15 protein-coding genes are annotated in these 21,175 nt (G+C 54.8%); 13 read left to right on the plus strand and 2 right to left on the minus strand.

All coding sequences use genetic code 11. The features are described 5' to 3' along the window. The first annotated feature begins 11 nt into the window (after positions 1-11). The 13 genes from INF68_RS21715 to INF68_RS23540 all read left to right on the plus strand — a co-directional run bounded on the left by INF68_RS21715 (position 12) and on the right by INF68_RS23540 (position 19,520). Positions 12-275: a hypothetical protein gene (locus INF68_RS21715; protein ID WP_029403816.1), complete on the plus strand. Its 264-nt coding sequence runs from the start codon at positions 12-14 to the stop codon at positions 273-275. Continuing rightward, on the plus strand, positions 272-676 hold the full coding sequence (locus INF68_RS21720; RefSeq protein WP_193525446.1) for a hypothetical protein: 405 nt from the start codon (positions 272-274) through the stop codon (positions 674-676). The genes INF68_RS21715 and INF68_RS21720 overlap by 4 nt, the downstream gene beginning before the upstream one ends. Next, entirely contained in the window at positions 669-2,033 is a 1,365-nt protein-coding gene (gene traH, locus INF68_RS21725) for a conjugal transfer pilus assembly protein TraH (protein WP_047650730.1), read from the plus strand. The genes INF68_RS21720 and traH overlap by 8 nt, the downstream gene beginning before the upstream one ends. Then, positions 2,033-5,323: a conjugal transfer mating-pair stabilization protein TraG gene (traG, locus tag INF68_RS21730; protein ID WP_045261207.1), complete on the plus strand. Its 3,291-nt coding sequence runs from the start codon at positions 2,033-2,035 to the stop codon at positions 5,321-5,323. The genes traH and traG overlap by 1 nt, the downstream gene beginning before the upstream one ends. Position 5,324: 1 nt before the next feature. After that, a complete protein-coding gene (locus tag INF68_RS21735) occupies positions 5,325-6,014 on the plus strand; it encodes a hypothetical protein (RefSeq protein WP_052683022.1) in 690 nt (229 codons plus the stop codon). A 147-nt stretch (positions 6,015-6,161) separates the two neighbouring features. Next, positions 6,162-6,893 (plus strand): conjugal transfer complement resistance protein TraT, encoded by a 732-nt coding sequence (gene traT / locus INF68_RS21740; RefSeq protein ID WP_032641144.1) that lies wholly within the window; start codon positions 6,162-6,164, stop codon positions 6,891-6,893. A 48-nt stretch (positions 6,894-6,941) separates the two neighbouring features. Further along, positions 6,942-7,274 (plus strand): hypothetical protein, encoded by a 333-nt coding sequence (locus tag INF68_RS21745; protein ID WP_045325096.1) that lies wholly within the window; start codon positions 6,942-6,944, stop codon positions 7,272-7,274. Between the two features lie 248 nt (positions 7,275-7,522). Continuing rightward, on the plus strand, positions 7,523-7,834 hold the full coding sequence (locus INF68_RS21750) for a hypothetical protein (protein WP_045261206.1): 312 nt from the start codon (positions 7,523-7,525) through the stop codon (positions 7,832-7,834). A gap of 115 nt (positions 7,835-7,949) precedes the next feature. Continuing rightward, a complete protein-coding gene (gene traD / locus INF68_RS21755) occupies positions 7,950-10,550 on the plus strand; it encodes a type IV conjugative transfer system coupling protein TraD (protein WP_045261205.1) in 2,601 nt (866 codons plus the stop codon). Then, positions 10,547-16,048 carry a conjugative transfer relaxase/helicase TraI gene (gene traI / locus INF68_RS21760; RefSeq protein WP_063854594.1) on the plus strand — a complete coding sequence of 1,834 codons (5,502 nt, stop codon included), beginning with the start codon at positions 10,547-10,549 and terminating at the stop codon, positions 16,046-16,048. The genes traD and traI overlap by 4 nt, the downstream gene beginning before the upstream one ends. Positions 16,049-16,076: 28 nt before the next feature. Continuing rightward, entirely contained in the window at positions 16,077-16,865 is a 789-nt protein-coding gene (locus INF68_RS21765) for a DsbA family protein (RefSeq protein WP_045261203.1), read from the plus strand. A gap of 580 nt (positions 16,866-17,445) precedes the next feature. After that, positions 17,446-18,459 (plus strand): plasmid replication initiator RepA, encoded by a 1,014-nt coding sequence (gene repA, locus INF68_RS21770; RefSeq protein ID WP_045261202.1) that lies wholly within the window; start codon positions 17,446-17,448, stop codon positions 18,457-18,459. A gap of 671 nt (positions 18,460-19,130) precedes the next feature. Further along, entirely contained in the window at positions 19,131-19,520 is a 390-nt protein-coding gene (locus tag INF68_RS23540; protein ID WP_230354443.1) for a DUF2767 family protein, read from the plus strand. Between the two features lie 20 nt (positions 19,521-19,540). Here the strand turns inward: INF68_RS23540 and INF68_RS21780 are convergent, their stop codons facing one another. Then, entirely contained in the window at positions 19,541-20,308 is a 768-nt protein-coding gene (locus tag INF68_RS21780; RefSeq protein WP_045261201.1) for a TraX family protein, read from the minus strand. A 305-nt stretch (positions 20,309-20,613) separates the two neighbouring features. After that, positions 20,614-20,889: a hypothetical protein gene (locus INF68_RS21785; protein ID WP_131678090.1), complete on the minus strand. Its 276-nt coding sequence runs from the start codon at positions 20,887-20,889 to the stop codon at positions 20,614-20,616. Between the last annotated feature and the right edge of the window lie 286 nt (positions 20,890-21,175).

Below are 21,175 nucleotides of genomic sequence, written 5' to 3' on the forward strand. Positions count from 1 at the left end.
CGGACTACAAAATGACGACAAATACGTATGCGTTATCGCGTACCGAGCGCGTGTGGCTGTTATTCAGCGTGACGCTGCTTGTGTCCGCAGCGTTCTATGGAGTGCTGGCCCACCGGGTGGTCAGCGTCATGGATCGCCCTGAACTGACAACCTGTCTGCAGGACTTACCGGTGCTTCTGCTCATCTCGTTGAGCATCGGATTTTTTTTCACCGTCACCGGGCTGTACGTCTGCCGGCAGACCCTGGCCAGGAAACCCCGGGAGGAGATTGCATGAGGCTTATCAGACTGAAGACGCTTATCCGGAACCAGGCTTTCGCGATAGTGAAAGACTGTAGTGCGGATACTGAAACCCGAAAATGGACGGATTTGTTAACCCTGAAACTGTTTTATGCCTTAATTTTTACCGCCGTAGTCGAAAGGGTATACGTGACGTGCGCCATCACAACGCTCAGTGAGCTGTCCGTTGACCGCGCCGAACAGTTTACGCTCTCGCTTCTCATCCACTATCCGCAGTACCTGTTGTGGGGCGTTTTGGCCGCGATTATCGCGCTCATTGCGTTGAATTTACTCGTCTGCAGCTGGCTCTGTCTGGCCAGATATCTTTGCCGCAAAATTAACCGTGCTGACAGCCTGGCAGGCAAGAATATGCAAGCTGTGGAGGTGCCACATGATTAAGGCGCTTATTACGGCTGGAGTCGTGTTCTTCTCAGGGCTGGCAGCTCTGCCTGCTCAGGCGGACGTCAACGGCGATCTGAACGGTTTCTTCAATAATCTGGGCTACAGCGGCAACGTGACTCAGGCGCAGGCCTGGCAGGGGCAGGCGGCAGGGTACTTCTCCGGCGGCTCGGTATACCTCCGGAACCCTGTAAAAAACGTCCAGCTGATCTCGATGCAGCTGCCTTCCCTTAACGCCGGCTGCGGCGGTATCGACGCCTATCTCGGGTCGTTCAGTATGATCAGCGGCGAGGAAATCCAGCGATTCGTGAAGCAAATCATGAGCAACGCCGCAGGCTATGCTTTCGACCTGGCCCTGCAGACGATGGTACCGGAGCTGAAGCAGGCTAAAGACTTCCTGCAGAAACTGGCCAGTGATGTTAACTCCATGAACATGAGTTCATGCCAGGCTGCTCAGGGCATCATCGGCGGGTTGTGGCCAGTGACGCAGGTCTCCCAGCAGAAAATCTGCCAGGACATTGCCGGCGAAACCAACATGTTCTCCGACTGGGCGGCTTCCCGTCAGGGCTGTACCGTCGGAGGACAGGGCGACAAAGTCACGGCTAAAGCCGGTGATGCTGAGAAGGATCAGGTGCTGAAGAACAAAAACCTTATCTGGGACACCCTCAGTAAGAATGGACTTCTCGGCAATGACCGCGCGCTGAAGGAGCTGGTCATGAGTACCGTCGGCTCCATCATTTTCAACAAGAATGGCGATGTGACAATTCTGACGCCACTGGTTGATAACCGCGACCTGATTAAGGTCCTGATGCGCGGGGGAACGGCGAAGGTCTACGGATGTGACGAATCCGACCTCTGCCTGGGACCTGTCGTCACCAACCTGACGATTTCTGAATCCAACGCTCTGGTCACTCTGGTTAAAAACCTGATGCTCTCAATGCAGAACAAGCTGGTCGACGATACTGCGCTGACCGATCAGGAAAAAGGCTTTGTGAACACCACCTCTGTACCGGTGCTGAAGTATCTGACTAACGCCCAGAGTATGGGGATGAGCGCCACGTACCTTCTGCAGGTTTCCGACTTCATTGCCCAGGACCTGATGATTCAGTACCTCCAGGAGCTGGTGAAACAGGCAAGCCTGTCTCTGGCTGGCAAGAACTTCCCTGAAGAAGCTGCCGCCAAACTACGTGACAACATTATTCATGCGCAGGGACTCCTCGCAGACATGAAGCTGCAGTCTGCAGCTGATCAGAACGCGCTGGACGGTATCGACCGCAACATGCAGTACCTGCAGCAGCAGGTATCCACCATTGTTTCAGGCTCCTATCAAAGCAACTATCACTGGGGTGATCGCTGATGCTTGAGATATACACCATTTATGGCGGGGGAATGTGGAAAACGGCGCTGGACGCCGTAGTAACCCTTGTCGGTCAGAATACTTTCCACACATTAATGCGTATTGCCGGCACCTTCGGGGTGCTGGCCGTACTGCTCACTTTCATCAAACAACGTAACCCGATGGTTTTCGTCCAGTGGCTGGCGGTCTTCATGATCCTGACATCCATCCTGCTGGTACCGAAACGCTCAGTGCAGGTCATCGACCTCTCTGATCCGGGGGCGGTCTGGGTCACCGATAACGTACCGGTTGGCCTGGCGGCTATCGCGTCGCTGACGACCAGTATAGGGTACAAGATGGCGTCGGTTTACGACATGCTGATGGCCAGACCCGACTCGGTGACCTACAGCAAAACCGGGATGCTGTTTGGCTCGCAGATTGTGGCGGAAACAAGCGATTTCGCTACGCAAAATCCGGAGCTGGCTCAGATGCTGCCGGATTATGTGGAAAACTGTGTGATCGGCGACATTCTTCTGAATGGAAAATACACCATCAATCAGTTGCTCAATTCCACTGACCCGCTGACGCTGATAACCAGTAACCCAAGCCCGCTGCGGGGCATCTTTAAGATGACCTCCACTTCACGCCAGTTCCTGACCTGTCAGCAGGCCGCAACGGAGATACAGAAGCTGGCCAATACCGACGTCAACCCGGGCAGTGCGACGTTTACCTGGCTGACGAGAAAGGTCTTCGGCAACAAGCTGAATGGCGCGATGCTTCTGGCCAACGCTATGGGGGAAAGTTACGGGTACTTCTATGCCGGTGGTATGACTGCTGCGCAGATCATGAAGAATAACATCACGAACAGTGCAGTACGGCAGGGGATCAAGGGTTTTGCCGCTCGCTCTTCCGACACGGCTAACCTGCTTAATCTGGCCACCGAGAACGCTGCCACCAAACAGCGTCTCGCCTGGGCTGCAGGTAACGAACTGGCGACCCGCACGCTGCCGTTTGCACAGTCCCTGCTGATGCTTATCCTGGTGTGCCTGTTCCCGCTGATGATTGCGCTGGCTGCGTCAAACCACACGCTTTTTGGTCTGAACACACTGAAAATATACGTTTCCGGGTTTATCTACTTCCAGATGTGGCCGGTTATGTTCGCCATTCTAAACTATGCCGCCAACTACTGGCTGCAAAGTCAGTCCGGGGGCACGCCTCTGGTGCTTGCCAACAAGGATGTGGTGGCACTGCAGCATTCGGACGTGGCGAATCTGGCAGGTTATCTGTCCCTTTCCATTCCGGTGCTGTCGTTCTATCTGACCAAAGGTGCGGCGGCGATGGGCTCTCAGGTGGCAGGGAGTGTACTCAGCTCGGGTGCCTTCACGTCAGCAGGTGTGGCAGCAACCACAGCGGACGGAAACTGGTCGTTTAACAACATGTCGATGGACAATGTCAGCCAGAACAAGATGGACACCAACCTGATGCAGCGTCAGGGTCAGCAGACGTGGCAGGCGGATAACGGCTCCACGCAGACTCAGACAGCCGGCGGCCATACGGTTATCGACGGCTCGGGTGCAATGTCGAATCTGCCGGTGAACATGAAGCTCAGCCAGCTGGCCAGCAGTGGATTCCAGGAGTCTGCCCGTCAGTCGCAGGTTCAGGCGCAGACAGCTCTCGATGGCTACAACCACAGCGTTACCAGCGGCTGGTCACAGCTCTCTCAGCTTTCTAACCAGACCGGTACCAGCGACAGCCTGATCAAAGGCAGTGAAAACAGCCAGGCCACTAATGCAACACGCGGTGCTGGCATGATGTTGTCTGCCGCTGAAAGTTATGCGAAAGCAAACAATATCTCGACGCAGGAAGCCTATAACAAACTGATGGATATCAGTAATCAGGGGTCTGTGTCGGCAGGCATTAAAGGGACGGCCGGAGGGGGACTTAATCTGGGCGTTGTTAAGTTTGGTGCCGAAGGAAGTATTTCAGGCGATTTGCGGCATTCTACGGGCAGCTCCAGAGGAATTCAGGATTCTGATTCCCATTCGCAGGATATGCGACATGATCAGAATGGCCAGGCAGTTAATGACTTCCGCCAGGGTATGGATATGGTTAAAAGTAGCCGTATCACCGATGGTGCAAATCATTCTGAGAATGCTGCAAGCAGCAATGTTCAGCAGCTGGCCGCAACGCTCAATGATGCTGAAAGCCAGTACCATCAGTACACCACGAGTTCGACGCAGAGTAACGAGTTCAGCCGTATGGCCACCGTTGCGCAGAACCAGAGCGCAAGCCTCGATACGAACTATACGCAGGAGTTTGTGGACTGGGCGGCTAATAAATACGGTGATAAGGCTCAGTCCATGCTGACAAGTGCGCCGTCGGCGCGAGAAGCAGCGATGGAATTCGTAAATGAACGTCTCAAACCTGAAATCATGGGGGATTATCAGCAGGGCCGTTCAGATCTTACCAGCGGCCAGGAGCATGCAGCATTCAGTGGGGAGCATATCGTACAACCAGCGCGAGGCAGTCAACAGGTATCAGGTTCATCTGGCCATGATGCTGGAGTCAGCTACAGCTCTCAGGATGGCGGTGCTCATAGCTCGGGAGGTATTGGCAATGCCCAGACTAACGGAACGACTCAGGGCGCTGAATATGGAGGCCAACAGGGTGGGAATTATTCTTCCAGAACAGACGATTCTGTTTCACCGGGTATTGAGCATCCAACAGTCCATCAAGGACAGGCTGCCGGACAGAGAAGTAGCTCGGGTAATATCACCTCGTCGGCAGGGATCGTTGATGCCGGTGGACGCACCACTGCAGATGAAAGGACCGGCCACACTGCAGAATCGCATCCTGAGTTCCAACATTCAGGTACCGTCAGGGAGCAAGGAACCACGCATGGCCAGGGGAGTGAAGTTGCTCATAGCCGTTCAGGCATTAATGCTGGCGGCGAAAAAGTACGTGGTGATGCCATGCAGGAGTCATACAAAGAAAATCAGGCTAAGCTGCATGAACATTCCACGCAGGGGTTTGGTCCCCAGAATGAGTTACAGCGCCGAGTGGCGGAACAAAGATCTGAAAATGAGCATAAAATCAACGAATCTGCTGGAGAAATTAATAAAAAACAATCCACTGTTCAGGCATCCAGTGATATCCTGAAAGGAGAAAACTTAATCGGTCAAGGGCGATTCAAGCTTGGTCGTGCCGAAGCTGAACTGGATCAATCAAGTAAGCTCAATCCGTTTAATGATCTCCAACCAGATGAGCTGCAACAGAGAGTGGCAGAATTAAGGAAGAAAACTGGAGGGTAAAATGACCAAAAAGGTAAGTGCTTATTGTTGTTTAATTCCAATCGGCATTTATGCAGCTTATTCTGTAAGCCTGCAATTACTTTTTGACGTGCCATTTATGGCTAAGAGCATGCTCTTATCAGTCATACCCAGCGCCATATATATGTTCTGCATTTGGAAGTTACGAAACAGCAAAAGAGGGATGAGCTTAAAAGCGACGCTCCTGTGTAACACGATGCTTGCAGTCTTGCTAACTTTCTTGGTGGCATTTGTTGGCAATGATACCGAAAGTGCTCTCATAGCAGGCATAGCCGTTCACTCGCTGATAGCTTTCATCTTTGTGGGAACAGTATTGCGGCCTATTACTTTCAAGGATAATACCCTTCTTAAGGATGAAGATAATGGCCGGATATATGTTATCCGAAATGGGATAGCTCATATGTTGCCAGATAATGAGGCTCAACTCCTCAGCACTAGTGACAACAAAATTATCAGCTTTTCAGGCAGTCATATGAGTTTCCAGGATGGTGGAATAACCAATATTCCTCTGAATACTTCCTTCAACGATTCGTTCAGTAACGGAATAACTGTGAACCCTGCGTCAGGAATGCCAATGGTTGGTGGCATCTCTGGCCTGGATATACACGGAAACAGTTGGGGAACAAACTTCAACGAACCTTCAAATACGTATGACCCTAACCGGGGATACTGAGAGTAAGGGGGCAATGGCCCCCTTAATTTTTGTAGTAATCTAAGTCAATCATCTATTTAACCTAAATTCCCTTTCAAATCAGCCGATAACGTCTCTGTTAGCTATATCTCGCTAACGGGGACGTTTTTCTATGCACAGGATGAATTCATGAAATTAAAACAATTAGCCGTTGTAGGTCTGATCGCATCTACTCTCGCTCTGTCTGGTTGTGGTGCCATGTCCACAGCGGTGAAGAAACGTAATCTCGATGTCAAAACCCAGATGAGTGAAACCATCTGGCTGGAACCATCATCAGAGAAGACTGTTTATTTGCAGATCCGTAATACTTCTGACAAGGACATGTCTGGTCTGCAGGCACAAATTACAAATGAACTGGCCGCGAAAGGCTACCGCGTCTCCAGCTCTCCGGACACGGCCTATTACTGGATTCAGGCAAACGTACTGAAAGCTGAAAAAATGGATCTGCGCGATGCCCAGGGCTTCCTCAAGACCGGCTATGAAGGTGCGGCAATGGGTGCGGCACTGGGCGCGGGTATTACGGCGTATAACTCATCGTCTGCTGGCGCAACGCTGGGTGTCGGTCTGGCCACCGGGCTGATCGGTATGGCTGCAGATGCAATGGTTGAAGACGTCAACTACACGATGGTGACCGATCTGCAAATCTCCGAGCGCAGCAAAGCGGCCGTCACGACCGACAATATTGCCGCCCTGAAGCAGGGAACGTCCGGCATTAAGCTGCAGACCAGCACGGAGCAGGGCAACCGTGCTAAATATCAGACCCGCGTGGTATCCAACGCCAACAAGGTGAACCTCAAGTTTGAAGAGGCAAAACCTGTTCTCGAAGCACAGCTGGCCAAATCCATCGCCGGCATTATGTAACAGCATTGGCGGTCAAAGACCGCCCATTTACCAAAATAAGGAATTAGCATGAAAAAAGCAGGAATTGTGTGTTTATCACTGGTCGTGGCTGTACTCACAGGATGTTCCTCCCCAAAATCTACCCCGGAAGAACCAGAAATGACAGCTGCACGCCAGTGCTCTGATCAGGTGCTCACCGCTTCAAAAAATAAAGCGGGTACAACGAAGTTAACGTCAATCATGAAAGATGAAGCCACCATTGTTCGGGTTGGTGATTCTTCTCAGGAAACCCATCTTATCAAGGGATTCCCTTACGTTGAGTCCACGTCTCTTGATAACGGTAAGCCGGGTTCAACGTGGCGCAACTGCATGCAGGCGAAAGGGTTTACTGTTGGTGGTTGAGCCGCCTGCAACAATAGTGAGCTAATAGCTCGTTATCATTAAAACCGCACTGAAAAGATATCCCACATCTCAGTGCGGTAATTATTACCTCTCCTTTCCAACTGACACCAGACCGAGTTCACTTCAAGCAGGGTGCGTCAGTGCTTTCTGTCAGTTACCAGTAATTACGCTTCCTCGCATGACTGCGCCAGGCGCAGCCCTGTCTGCGGCGAGCGTTGCGTCCTTAATTTCAAAGGAGTTCGTCCATCATGATGCATCAGATAAATGAACGTGCAGATTACTCAGCTGAATTCTGGTCGCTTATCCATCTGGAAAGTGAGCTGATGGTAGCGAGGGCTTATCTGAATGTCTTTGGTTCACTTCCTGAGGGGCACGGAATGACCATCATTGCTGGCTGGGCTGGCTATGAATTCACTCTATATGGTCTGGAACCCCAGGAGTGGCATTCACCGGTTTATAAGGATGTGGCCTCCTCAGTCCGTTCTATGGCTGCATACATTAATGCACAGGACTGGGAGGACGGATGTCAGCAGGCCAGATATGAACTGAGTCTGATGTAATAACCTGACGTTTTTCCACTCGCGGTACCACGTATTTCATCACCCTTTTCAACGTTTCTTCTCTGATAACACACATCACCGCGCAGGTGATGCGATAACGGCCGGACAACACTCTATGAGCTTCGCAGGAAAAAACCTCACCCAGGGCGGGCAGATGACCGCCTACCGCTGGCGCATGTTCATTCAGGTGAACAACTGGATAGGATTCTGGATCTTCATCCTGTTCGCCGTGCTGACTACCGCCATTTTTCTCTGGCGAATTCCACAGGAAGCCCTTGATAACGGCTCCCTGTGGTGGTTCGCCAGCATCAACAGCAGTTTTATCGAACTGATGCCGGCAACGGGGACGCCAAAAATTTACGACGTCCACTACTGGTATGCGCCAACGGCGACGATGATGGTGCTCAAAATGACTCTGCCGCAGATCTATGTGGACCCGTACATGCAGGCTATGGGTGACCAGTGCCTGACTGAGCTGCAGTGGGCGGCCGGTGCCAGCGGGCTGTTCAGTATGGTGGTGTTTATCGCCGTGACATGGTTTATCGCCAATATCGGTCGTAAGGAAAGTGAAGACGAATACATTTCCGGGATGCAGCTGACTGACAAGCCTGCTGAAGTTAATAAGCTGCTGCGTAAAAACGGTGAGTTCTCTGACTTGCGCGTGGGTGATCTGCATATGGTCAGGATGGCGGAGGTACTCAATTTCCTGATGCATGGCACTATCGGGGTGGGGAAGTCGACGCTAATACGCTGGTTACTCGACTACATCCGCAAACGTGGTGATCGGGCCATCATCTACGACTCCGGCTGTACCTTCACAGAAACCCATTACAACCCGTCCACCGATTTCATACTTAATGCTCACGACGAACGCTGTGCCAACTGGCAGATGTGGGGCGAGTGTGTCGACGCCGTTGATTATGACAACCTGGCCGCCAGCCTTATTCCGGTGGAAGGCGACTCAGATCCGTTCTGGGTATCCAGCTCGCGAACCATCTATGCCGACCTGGCCATTCGTATGTCTACGGACCCGGAACGCAGTATTGAGAAGTTCCTCAAAACCCTGCTGTCTCTCAGCATGAAAAATCTGCGTGACTATCTGGCCAACACGCCCTCAGCCAACCTGGTTGAGGAGAAGATCGAGAAAACGGCCATTTCCATTCGCTCAGTGGTAACCAACTACGCCAAAGCCCTTCGCTACCTGCAGGGGCTGGATGACGGAACAAAGCCACCGTTCACCATCAGAGAGTGGATGACGCAGGAACGCTATGACAGCAGCTGGCTGTTTATTTCAACCCAGGCTCGTCACCGCAAGAGTGTACGCCCGCTGATCTCACTGTGGGTATCTCTGGCCACGCTGATGCTGCAGAGCATGGGGGAGAACAGCGACCGCCGCGTATGGTTCATTATCGATGAAGCCCCCAGCCTGCAGCGCATCCCCGAGCTTGCCGAGACGCTTGCTGAGGCGCGTAAGTTCGGCGGCTGTTTCGTGCTGGGGATGCAGAACATGGCCCAGCTGGTTCACGTCTATGGCCGCGAGCTGGCCAAAAGCATCTTTGACCTGATGAACACCCGTATGTACGGACGTTCGCCGAGTGCCGAGATGGCCAAAGTGGTGGAAGAGGAGCTGGGCAACCAGCGTAAGCGCAAAATCCGCGAGCAGAACAGCTACGGTCTGGACCAGGTGCGTGACGGTGTGTCCCTCGGTAAGGACGAGGTCAATAACCCCATTGTCGACTACGAGCAGATCATGCGTCTGCCAAACCTCAACTTCTACGTGCGCCTCCCGGGTGAGTATCCGGTCGTCCGTCTGAAGCTGAAATATCGCGCCCCGAAGAAACAGCAGGCAGGCCTGATCGAGCGCAACATCCGTGATGCGCTCAGTCCGGAGCTTGAGAGGGTTATTCAGGAGAACGAGCGCGCAGCGGCGGCTGCAGGTCTGACATTCCCGACCGGAGACGAAGTGCTGGAGAAGGGAAGCGAGACATCATCTGCTGCTGACGATCCTGCACCGGTTTCATCAGCAGGCGCATCCGGCTCGCCGGCGGCATCGCCCGTCGAAAAAGTGGCTCGTGCCCGAATGGAGGAGCCGAATCCATCACGCAGCGCTGCACCTGAACGGAAGCCGGTACCAGCCAGGGAGTCCGTGACATCCCGAACAGCGCCAGTGGTCCCGGAAGTAGTGACTGAAAAACACAGCACGGTGACAGACCCTGTCACCGAAGACAAAAAAGACAACGTTGTTTCTCTTCGTATTGTCGGGCTGGCTAAACGTACCGCTGAAGCACCGGGCAAAGCACCGGTCGTAGCCGATGTATCTGGCAGCAAATCTCCTGCTGGCTCCGTACAACCGATGCCGGATGCTCTCAAAGCCCTGCGAAATCGTCAGCACATATCTGAACCGCCCGTCGCATCACCCCTGAGCATGCTGCACAGGGCGCGTCAGCGTCCTGCCACTTCAGAAGGCGATCAGCAGACCGAAGAAAGCGGTGGCGAATCGATGAACCTGGATATGAAGGTGACGGCACTGCCTGACGGCGGCCTAAGTCTGACGACGGCAGGGAAGTCAGTGACACCGCAATCCCCGGATGAAGCCCACAGCACCCACCGGCAGCTGGCGCAGGAAGAAGAGAACATTTTACTTCACCGTCACGCGGACGACCCGGGTTACGACGAAAACGACCATCACTATTACGAGAGAGAGCCTGAACCATGATGTCAGTCGCCCCAGTAGCGTCAGCCGGCGAGGCTGCAGGCTACTACAGCAATTCCGATAACTACTATTTTCTGGGCAGCCTGCAGAGCCTCTGGATGGGGGAGGGGGCAAAAGAGCTGGGCCTTGAGGGCAACGTTCGTGGCGATGACCTGACGGCCGTGCTCGAGGGGCGTCTTCCGGACGGCTCACGGCTTGGCAAGGAGGTTAACGGACAGCACGTCCACCGCCCCGGTCATGACCTGACCTTTTCCGCACCCAAGAGCGTGTCCATTCTGGCGCTCATCGGCAACGATAAAGAAATGGTCGAGGCGCATAACCACGCCGTCCGCGTGGCGGCCGGCTATGTGGAGAAGCTCATCTCGGCCCGCGACACGAAAGACGGCGTTACGTCCATCGTACACACCGGCAAGATGGTGGCGGCCGCCTATACGCATGATACCTCGCGCAATCTCGACCCGCAGCTGCACACCCATCTGCTGATTGCCAATATGACGGAGTATGCGGGTAAATGGAAAGCCCTGGCCACGGACTATATCCATAACGCAGGCTTTATCGAAACCGTCATGAAGCATCAGGTCACGCTCGGGAAAATTTATCGCAGCGCGCTGCGTGAGCGGGTTGAAGCGCTCGGCCATGAAGTGGAAGAAGTAGGCAAGCATGGCATGTGGGAAATCAAGGGCGTTCCGGAAGAAGTCCGGGACGAATATTCCTCACGGGGCCGGGAAATACAGGGGGCCGTGGGGGCTGAAGCCACGCTGCGCAGCCGGGATGTGGCGGCCAAAGACACCCGCAGAGCGAAAGTTGACCCTTCGCGGATGCGCCTGATGGAGCGCTGGCTGGGACAAATGAAGGAGAAGGGATTTGACCTGAAGGCGTATCAGGAAAGCGTGGTGCCGCGTGATGCAGGTCTTCGTGAGACCGAGCCTCAGCCTTCGCGAGAACACCAGGCTAAGCCTGTTCCTGCCGGGCCTGAACAGGCTTCTCCGCAGACGTCGCCCAGGGCAGAAAAGAGCGTCGACACACCTGCTCAACCCACAGAACGGGAGAGCCTGTCCCGTCAGCCAGTACCACAACAGACTGACACGCTGAGTCAGCCGGCACAGACCGTTCCCGAAAAGACGCCGGCGACCAGGAGCTTTCCTGCAGCGCAGCTGGACACTGAAATCCCCCGCCCGGAACTGGCTGAGGCTGTCCGGCTGGCCATCTCGCAGCTCAGCGACAGTAAAACGCGCTTCACATTTGGTGAGCTGATGATGACTACCGCTGAGCTGAGTGAACGGCTGCCGGAGATTAAGGATATTCGTGTGGCCATCGATGCGGCGCTGAAGGACGGCATGATTGTGCCGCTGGACAGTGAGAAAGGGGTTTTCACCTCCCGTATTCACCTGCTCGATGAACTCTCGATCCAGGCGCTGAGTCAGGAGCATCTCAAATCCACAAAAGTCGTCAGTTTTACCCGCCCGGCGCAGTACGCGCCGGCTGCGCTGGAAGTGGTAGAGAAGGACGCCCTGGTTCTGATGAATGCCCCGTCAGGCGTGGCGGGCATCCGTGACCTGACCGCGCAGCTGGCCGGTATTGCCGGCGCGAACGGTCGAGATGTGCAGGTGCTGGCCAGCTCTGCCGAGCGCGCCATTTCACTGGCGAAATCCGACGATTTGCGGGAACGGATCATCAGCCGTCAGCATGTTCTGAGCGGTGATTTTCACCTGAAACCCCAGAGCACGCTGATTATCGAAGGAGCAGAGCGTCTGGGATTAAAGGAGACGCTGGTTCTGCTGGGCGAAGCGCGCGCGCAGGACGCACAGCTGGTCTTTCTCGACAGTGCAGGGCGGCAGGCGAACGGTAATGCCATGTCCGTACTGGAGTCCGCGGGGGTTGTCCGCTCCCGCCGCACTGAGCCGGCACCCGGGCTGGAGGCCGAAGTGGTCAGTATTCCGAACAAACGCGACCGTTACGAGGCGCTGGCCAACCGGTTTGCAGAGCTGAGCGGAGGAACTGAAAACGTCACCGCCGTCGTGATCGGCCGGCGTGAACAGGCACAGCTGACGGGCCTGGTACGTGAGGCGCTGCAGAACGCAGGGCAGCTGGGCCGCGATGGCGTGGAGATAGAGGCCCGGCAGCCGGTCTGGCTCGACAGCAAAACGCGCCGCATGCCCGGTTCATACCGTCCCGGCATGGTGCTTGAAGATCGCACGGACGCAAAAGAGCGTAAGTCCTATGTGATTGATCGGGTGCATGAGGATACGCGAGTCCTCTCGCTCATCGACGGGGACGGCGTGCTGACCCGGATGAAAATCGGTGATATCAGCGCTGACTGGCGTCTTTTCAGCCGTGAAACCCTCAGCGTGGCCACCGGCGAAAAACTGCTGTCCGTGGCGGGCGACCGCGAGCACAGCCTGAAGGCCAAAGATCGTCTTGAGGTGACCGGGATAAGTGAAAAGGGGATTGAGGTTAAACGGGGGGAAGACACCCTGACGCTGCCAAAAGACCAGCCGCTCTATCTGTCACATGCTTACGTGACCGCGCCGGGCGGACGGGATAACGACACCGGCGTGGTGCTGGCCGCGCTGAACAGCCGCGACATATCGACCCAGACCATGAACTCGCTGGCACAGAGTGGCCACCGGGCGGAAGTGTTCACCGCCGAAGTGCAGGATCGGGCTGAAGCCCGGTTGCAGCGCATGAAGACAAATGCCTCTCCCGTGCAGCTGGTCAGAAACCTGAGCGGACACCAGGACGTCAGTCAGGCGGTGGATTCACTGCATGACAGCGTCCGGACGGACGCGGGACTTGCCGTCTGGCGTGCCATTAACGACCAGCGCACCGTGGTTATCAGCGAGCTGAAGCTCGCGACGGAAGCGCAGAAATATCATCCCGACCTTGAGGCCATCGGGAATGAAATTGGCGCGATGATCAAAAACGGCGAGCTGTTATCCGTATCTGCAGGGGGAGAGCCGGTACTGGTTTCCCGGTCCACCTGGGAGATGGAGAAAGCCATTCTGCGCGTGGTGGAGGAAGGAAAGGGCACGCAGCAGCCGTTGCTGGAACAGGTACCGGAGGCCGTGCTGAACGGCCTGACGGATGGCCAGAAAAAGGCGACCACCCTGGTGCTGGGTACCACGGACCAGTTTATCGGGATTCAGGGCTATGCCGGCGTGGGGAAAACCACGCAGCTGAAGGCGGTGATATCTGCACTGGAGACCTTACCGGCGGACGTTCGCCCGGTGATGACGGGGCTTGCTCCTACGCACCAGGCAGTGAAAGAGATGAGCGACGTCGGTGTACGGGCGCAGACAATCAAATCCTTTGTCGTTGAGCATGACCAGGCGACGGCCGCAGGCGGGAAGCCTGACTATAAAGGCCAGGTGTTTCTTATCGATGAGTCCTCAATGGCAGGCAACCAGGATACGGCGGCACTGTTCCAGGCCATTGCCAGCGGCGGCGGTCGCGCAGTCTCGATGGGGGATATCGACCAGTTTGAAGCGGTCGACGTGGGCGCGCCGTTTAAGCTGATGCAGGAGCGAAGCCCGATGGATGTGGCCATCATGAAGCAAATCGTCCGTCAGAAAGACTTGCAGCTGCGCGGTGCCGTTCACGACATCATTGATAACCGGATCGATGCGGCCCTGCAGCGTATTGAAACCCAGACGGCTGACCGCGTTGCGCGTAGCGCTTCAGCCGCGCTCCCGGAGAGTGCCATTCAGGAAACGGAGGCGCCCGTTAACGATATCGTGGAGGACTGGACGGACCGGACGCCGGAGGCCCGGTCCCGCACGCTCATCATTGCGCAGCTGAACGCCGACCGTAAGGCGATAAATGCCGGCATTCATGCCGTGCTTGCTGCGCGGGGGGAACTTGGAGAGAAGGCCATTAAGGTGCCCGTGCTCGATAAAATCACCCATACCCGCCATGAGTTCAACAAAACAGAGGCCTGGGAAGCCGGGATGGTGGTTAAACGCGGCGATCGCTACCAGGATGTGCTGGCCGTTGACCGTAACGGCAGCACGGTGACGGTACGTGATGAGGAAGGGAAGATTGGTCTGGTTTCACCGAAGGAGCTGATCACCGGTGACGTGCAGCTGTTTCGCCGCAGCGAGATGGAAGTCCGTTCCGGCGATCTGCTTAAGTTCACTGCGACCGATCGCGAACAGGGGCAGATGGCCAACCAGCGCTATACGGTGGAGTCGGTCAGCGAGGAGGGGAATATCCGTCTGAAGGGGGAGAACGGTCGCGTCACCATCAATCCGGAGAAGGTCCGGGCGCAGCAGCATCTCGACTACGGATGGGCCGTTACCGGCTACGGCGCACAGGGGGCAAGTAGCGATTATGTCATTGCGCTTGAGGGCACGAAAGACGGGCGTAAGGCGCTGGCTTCCCGTCGGGCCTTCTACATCTCAACTTCCCGCGTCAAGGAGCACGTCCAGATTTACACCGACAATAAAGCGGACTGGGTTAAGGCGATAAAAACGCCGGAGCGTGATATCAAAACGGCGCACGATGCGCTGGCGCCTGAAACGCAGCGTAAACAGGCGAAAGCCATCTGGGCAATGGGGCAGCCGGTGAAGAAAACGGCCATCGGTCGCGTCTGGGTGCGCCATCAGGGCATGCAGGATGCGTCACTGACGGCAAAAATCATCCCGGCCACCCGGCGTTTTCCTGAACCGGCGCTGGCGCTGCCGGTGTATGACAACAATGGCAGGAGTGCGGGCCTGGCCCTGGTTTCCCTGGTTGCCAGCCCGGAAGGACGGATGACGCAGGGGGAGACCCGGATGGTCATGACAGAACGTGCCCGTGGCGCCGTGCTGCAGCGGAGTCAGTCCGGAAACACGATTGTGACCAGCGACCTGACGGCTGCACTCGATGCAGTACGAAATAATCCAAAGGACGGCGTGGTCTGGCAGACGGGAAATGAGTCACTCTCGACACATCTGTTAAAAGTCAGTGGCGGAATTATCAGGGCAGAGGAAGAGGGACTCGCTCAGCACGTTATCGGCAAAGAAAGCGAAATTGTACTTCCGGCAAAAACCGTGCTGCACGAAGCCCTGGCGGAAACTGCTGATCTTAAGGCAGCGCTGGCACAGGAAGAAGAAAGACGACAGCAAGATGAACCAGGTATCAGTAAGGCATTGATACAGGAGAATGCGCCCAAAGATGAGCAGGAAAAATACTCGATTCCGGTTGAGGATACGGTGCGCATCAGGCCTGACATGATCGCTGACAATCAGAGCACAGAACCACATAAACCCGAACACTGGAAGGTGAAACAGATAGCGGACAGGGACAGTAGCATGGCGAAGGACGTGGGAAGAGTGGACGGTCGCGATAATGTAGCGGACAAATCCCTTTCTGACCGTGAGCAACATATGGCGTCACGTATGGGCAGACAGCTGGTCAACAGTGAGAGCGATATCGTCCGTCAGCCAGACAGTAGTGAGCGTGGAAGGATGCCGGAGCGCGAAGAACAGACACTCACCCGAACCATTCAGAAAGAACGTTAATCTCACTTTTAACCACGAGAATCAGACAATGAAAGCAAACAAATTAGCAGCATTTATAGTTACAACATACATTGGCTTTATTTCAACGGCACACGCTTCAGCCCCTCAGCCATTATTCAGCCCGGAGCAGGAGGCACGTATCGGCGAAATCGCTGCCGACTATCTGGTTTCTCACCCGGAGATTCTGGTGACGGTCAGTCATAAACTGCAGGAACAGCAGGAGGCACGTAAGCAGAAGATGTTTGCACTCAGCGTAATGGAGAATCAGGCGAACCTTCTGCATGATCCGGACACACCGGCTTACGGGCCTGATAACGCAAAGGTCGCGGTGATTGAATTCTTTGATTACCAGTGCGTGTTCTGCAGTCGCTTCGCGCCGGAGCTGGAGAAGGTTATGAAAGCGCAGCCGGACGTCCGCTACCTCTTTAAGGAGTGGCCAATATTTGGTGGTCGCTGGGAAGCTTCACTGCAGGCAGCGCAGCAGGGGCTGACGGTCTGGCAAAAGAAAGGGCCGCAGGCCTATGTCACCTATCACAATGCCATCTACGCCACCGGCCATAATGAAGGCAAGCTGACGGCGGAGGATATTCACGGAGCAGCGTCAAAGGCGGGACTGACCACCCCAGCTCCTGGCGACCATACCGCATCCCTTGAGAAAAACAGTAACTTGGCTGAGGCGATGGGACTCACCGGAACGCCGGGGATTATCGTCATGCCCGTTAGCGGAGCGACTCCTGACACCATCACGGTTTTCCCGGAAGCCGTTACCGCTGAAAGACTCCAGGCAGCAATCCGGAAAGCCTCACGCGCACAGTGACCCCGGTCCTGTAGATCGTCTCCCGCCAGAGGCTGATCTTCAGATTCCGCGCGTAAATGCCATCTTCCCGTTCCGTTCTCCTGCGCTTCCTCGATCAGGCCTGCCGGCCTGATACTGCGGCGAGCGCTGCCGGTTAAACGTCCCTTCAGGACAATTAGCACGCAAACAATGAACGCTAATCTGGCCTGACATCTGGAAATATTGCCAGCGAGAAGGTAGTATTCGGATCGTCAGCGATCGTCTTGTGGTGGGACAGATTGTTGATTCAGATTACTTTTGTGACCTAACTCAAACTGACGGTTTGACTGCTTTGTGGTGAGGCAGGTGGGTGGCAGAAGATGGTTTTACGGAAGAAATGCGGACTTCCGGAAACAAACAGGGACAGGACGTGTCCAGTAAAACGTTCAGGAGCAGGTGACGGGATTTCCCGGAGCCTGAATGCACAAACCCCCCGATATCTGCTACGAACTTGGCGGAACGTCAGATATCAGGGGGTCCAAAAGCAGGCGCGTTGCCTGTGAAGGATTATAACGCATGCACCATAGAAAACAACACCCGGCCGCCATAAGAACAGGCCGCCGTGAATGACAAGCAGATTTCTGTTCACTGGTCTGAGCTTCCGGCCGAAGAGTTAATCCGTTTCTGGCAGGACGTCGATGCCGGCACACAGGATAATTTTCTTACTGAGCCGGTCAAAAAGCGGACCCGCCGTAAGCGCGGTGAACACTCCACAAAAGCCAAATGTGAAAACCCGTCCTGGTTCCGTCCTGAGCATTATAAAAAGCTCTCCGGGGAACTGGGGCATGCCTACAACCGTCTCGTGATGTTCGACAAGCGGACCGGCCGCCCCAGACTGCGTGTTCACGTTTCCCGTCACCCCCTTTTTGTCACGGGTCGCCGTAAGGCAGGACGCAAATATGGTTTCCGGCCGGAACGCCGGAGCCTGATCGACTCCCTCTGGCCCCTGCTCATCAGTTCCTGTGATGGCGGCAAGCATACCGTCGGCATGTGTATCTCCAGGCTGGCCAGAGAGTTAAGCCCGAAGGACGGTAAAGGAAATGTCATCCCGGAAACGGAGGTGACAGTGTCACGCTTATCCCGCCTGATTGAAGAGCAGGTACGCTTTGGTGTGCTTGGGCTGGCGGAAGAGCGCACCTGGGATCGTGAATCCCGCTCCTGGCTGCCGACCTATGTCTATATCACCCACCTGGGATTCCAGATGCTGGGCGTCAATATGGACAAGCTGTTTAAGGAGCAGGATAAGAAGCTCCGTCAGAGCGCCGAGCGCGAGCAGCTGATCCGGGACGGGGTGATTAACGAACATGATGATGTTCAGCCCCACTCCGCGCGTAAATGCTGGTCTGCCCGTAAGCGCCGTGAAGCACTGATTTACCGTCGTAAAAAAGGCGCTGAGCGTAAACGTGCTAATAACCTGATAAAGCTGCCGGTGGATGAACGTCTTCATGCCATGGAAAAATGGGTTTTCAAAACCCTTCCTCATGATGAGGCGTACTGGTGTACGCCGGAACGACTGACACAGCTGGCGATTCAGCATCTTTACCAGCTGGACCTGGCGCTGTCACCGCCGGACTAGCCGCGACATACGGCACATCATCTCCCTCTGTTCACATGCCCCTCGCCGGGGCTTCTGGTGCTGGTTTTTCCCGGAAAAATTGAGCGTTTTTTGTTCCCGCCACCCGGTCGGGCGGCATTTTCTGACGCAGACGCATTACCCTGATGGCCTGGAATACCGATGAATTCTTTTTTCCACAGAAATCCGCAAACGAATAAGTCACCTTTTCCGGAAAGGAAAAAAACAGAACCCGCAATTTAATCTAACCCCCTTTTTTTATCGCTCTGTTCATTTCATTCCAGAGTAGATCTTTGTCTTCCGCCACTCTGTGGATAATTAAAAAGGCCTTCGCATGCAGCGGCCTCACGGCCGCGCGCTCAGATGAAAATCAAAAGTACCTCCCGTCGCGGGCGACGGGCACCGTTCTGGCCAGAACCTGACACCGTCTCCTGGCCGACCCCTGCTAAAACGACGCCGCCCCGGCCCGAAAGGCCGGAACCCCCTCGCTTTAAGAGGGATGTTGTAACTAGAATTCAGCGTGGCTGCGGGAAAAGTGACGGTGAGAACTGCGTACACGCTCGTAAGCGCCTGACGGCGCTAACGCGGAGATACAGGCCGCAAGCGGCCTCACTCCGACCGCGCAAATCAAGTCATGTGCAGCTGTAAGCGGTTATGGCTTAGCAGGAAAGGGGGTGGGCAAGGCAGAAACTATCAATCCGAAACGGCTGACGCCGGTCACGACGCCCCTTACCGGCAGCAATCAGTTCAGCACCTGCTGGCGTCTCCATGCCGCTAAGCGGCATAATGCCCGGAGCTATAATGTCGAAAATACACACTGCGGAGGGGAACGTATGGACTATTCAGACACCTTTATGCGCCAGCATGAGGAGATGTGTCAGGTGGTGGGCAGTATCGTTTTTTCACTGGTTGAAGCCGGACATGACTCCACAAGCGAAAACATCATCACCGTACTGCGCAACGGGCTGGCTGAAAGCGGTAAATGGGAGCCAGACCAGGTCCTGTATCTCCAGCTGGCCATTGACTTGCTTGAGCAGGGACGCATCATCCCGGGGAAACGATAACCCCCGGGGCTGTGCACCTCTCACCAGACATGCATCAGGATGAGCAGTATCAGCAGGTGACCGGCATAAGCGATGTAGAAAAAATGCCGGGGCATAAAACGTGGACAGCCATCCGGACACAGCTGAATACTCAGTGAAACGGCCATCAGGGGGAGAACCAGTGTGGGAAGCATGGCGAATAACAGCGTTTCTGCCGGCAGACTCAGCAGATGTGACAACCCGTTCAGGCTGCACAGCGACAGCCCGGACACGATCACTCCCGTGTGCTGCACGCCAGGTGTCTTCCCGCCTGTAACCATCACCAGACCGCCGGCCAGCATCAGGCCTGACAGCCCGTAGCTGGCCGGACTCAGCGGCCAGACCAGGATGCCCAGTAGCAGAATACCTGCCATCAGTCCTTTTTTCCCGTACCGGTACTGAAGGGCAAGCAGCTGCGTGACGCCCGCGAACACGAACAGGATGTTCAGTGCCCACCAGGGCTGATGTCCGGCAAAAGCCAGGCTGAAGACCGGCTGGGTGAACGCTGCCCATATCCACAGCCGGTTTGCCCTCTTCTGAAGCCGTTCTGGTGTGCACTGCACGTTCATCGCCCAGATAAGCGTGAACAGGGGGAAGGCCATCCGGCCAAGCGCATACATCAGGGGTTCCGGTGTCGTCAGCAGCAGGGTATTGACGTGGTCGATGAGCATGGCACCCAGCGCCAGCACTTTGACCATATCCAGTGCGGCAGGACTGATTTTCCCTGGTGTCTGAAGGGGGTGAAGAAGGTCGGAAACTACTTGATTCATTACGTGTACTCTCCTGACGGCACGCCGTCAACAGCCAGCCCTGGACATGATGCCAGAATGCCCTGCCCGTCTGTGACGTTACGCGAACCTTTAATTTTTCCAGAATTTTGCGCGTGGCAAATTCTGATTTATCACGCAGCACGCGCATGGCACCTGCCACATCCTTATTCTGAATACAAAGACTTAAAATATAAAAATCGTTCATGCCACCCTCATCACAATAATATTATTATCGGCAGAAGGTGTAATATATTCAGACCAGGCCGCGCTGTTCTTTGTTAAATTTTATGTCATAACATAAATCATTATATGTTATCTGACCATGACCTCCCTGCCGGCCAGTTAACCGGTATTCCCGCCAGTTCACACAACCAGTCCATATCCCTGTCCATGACTTCATCTGATAAACCGAACTGGGACGCCATCGCTCTCCAGTGGAGGATCATGCCCCTGAGTATGCCCAGTTCACTTTCGCTGAGCAGAACCCTGCCCTGAATACCCGTGATGGTTTCTATACTCATTGCTGTGATATTCATCAGATCGCCATAGGCGATTTTGATTTTGTGTGAGGTGTTTTTCATATTTATCATCTCGTTCAAAAATGACATTAGTTATGGAAAGTGTATGAGTTATTGATTAACCATAAAAACATACCAGCAGTATATCAAAATAAACACCACGCTGATTAAATTAATATCACCTGATTGAATTTTCATAATGACATTTAAGTCTGCCATGCGTTTTTATCTCAGTGAACTTCCAAAAATAGATATTACCGAAGGATATAAAAAGGTGTGCTTACGCGGCCGGGTGTAATTAACCGACTTAATGATATGCAACGCTATATGGGGTCGTCTCAGAAAACGG

Source organism: Enterobacter cloacae complex sp. P16RS2 (assembly GCF_014982155.1).
Classification (GTDB): Bacteria; Pseudomonadota; Gammaproteobacteria; order Enterobacterales; family Enterobacteriaceae; genus Enterobacter; species Enterobacter cloacae_M.

Coding starts and splice junctions, on each gene's coding strand:
- INF68_RS21715 (WP_029403816.1), top strand. CDS start 12: ATGACGACAAATACGTATGCGTTATCGCGTACCGAGCGCGTGTGGCTG.
- INF68_RS21720 (WP_193525446.1), top strand. CDS start 272: ATGAGGCTTATCAGACTGAAGACGCTTATCCGGAACCAGGCTTTCGCG.
- traH (WP_047650730.1), top strand. CDS start 669: ATGATTAAGGCGCTTATTACGGCTGGAGTCGTGTTCTTCTCAGGGCTG.
- traG (WP_045261207.1), top strand. CDS start 2,033: ATGCTTGAGATATACACCATTTATGGCGGGGGAATGTGGAAAACGGCG.
- INF68_RS21735 (WP_052683022.1), top strand. CDS start 5,325: ATGACCAAAAAGGTAAGTGCTTATTGTTGTTTAATTCCAATCGGCATT.
- traT (WP_032641144.1), top strand. CDS start 6,162: ATGAAATTAAAACAATTAGCCGTTGTAGGTCTGATCGCATCTACTCTC.
- INF68_RS21745 (WP_045325096.1), top strand. CDS start 6,942: ATGAAAAAAGCAGGAATTGTGTGTTTATCACTGGTCGTGGCTGTACTC.
- INF68_RS21750 (WP_045261206.1), top strand. CDS start 7,523: ATGATGCATCAGATAAATGAACGTGCAGATTACTCAGCTGAATTCTGG.
- traD (WP_045261205.1), top strand. CDS start 7,950: ATGAGCTTCGCAGGAAAAAACCTCACCCAGGGCGGGCAGATGACCGCC.
- traI (WP_063854594.1), top strand. CDS start 10,547: ATGATGTCAGTCGCCCCAGTAGCGTCAGCCGGCGAGGCTGCAGGCTAC.
- INF68_RS21765 (WP_045261203.1), top strand. CDS start 16,077: ATGAAAGCAAACAAATTAGCAGCATTTATAGTTACAACATACATTGGC.
- INF68_RS21780 (WP_045261201.1), bottom strand. CDS start 20,308: ATGAATCAAGTAGTTTCCGACCTTCTTCACCCCCTTCAGACACCAGGG.
- INF68_RS21785 (WP_131678090.1), bottom strand. CDS start 20,889: ATGAAAAACACCTCACACAAAATCAAAATCGCCTATGGCGATCTGATG.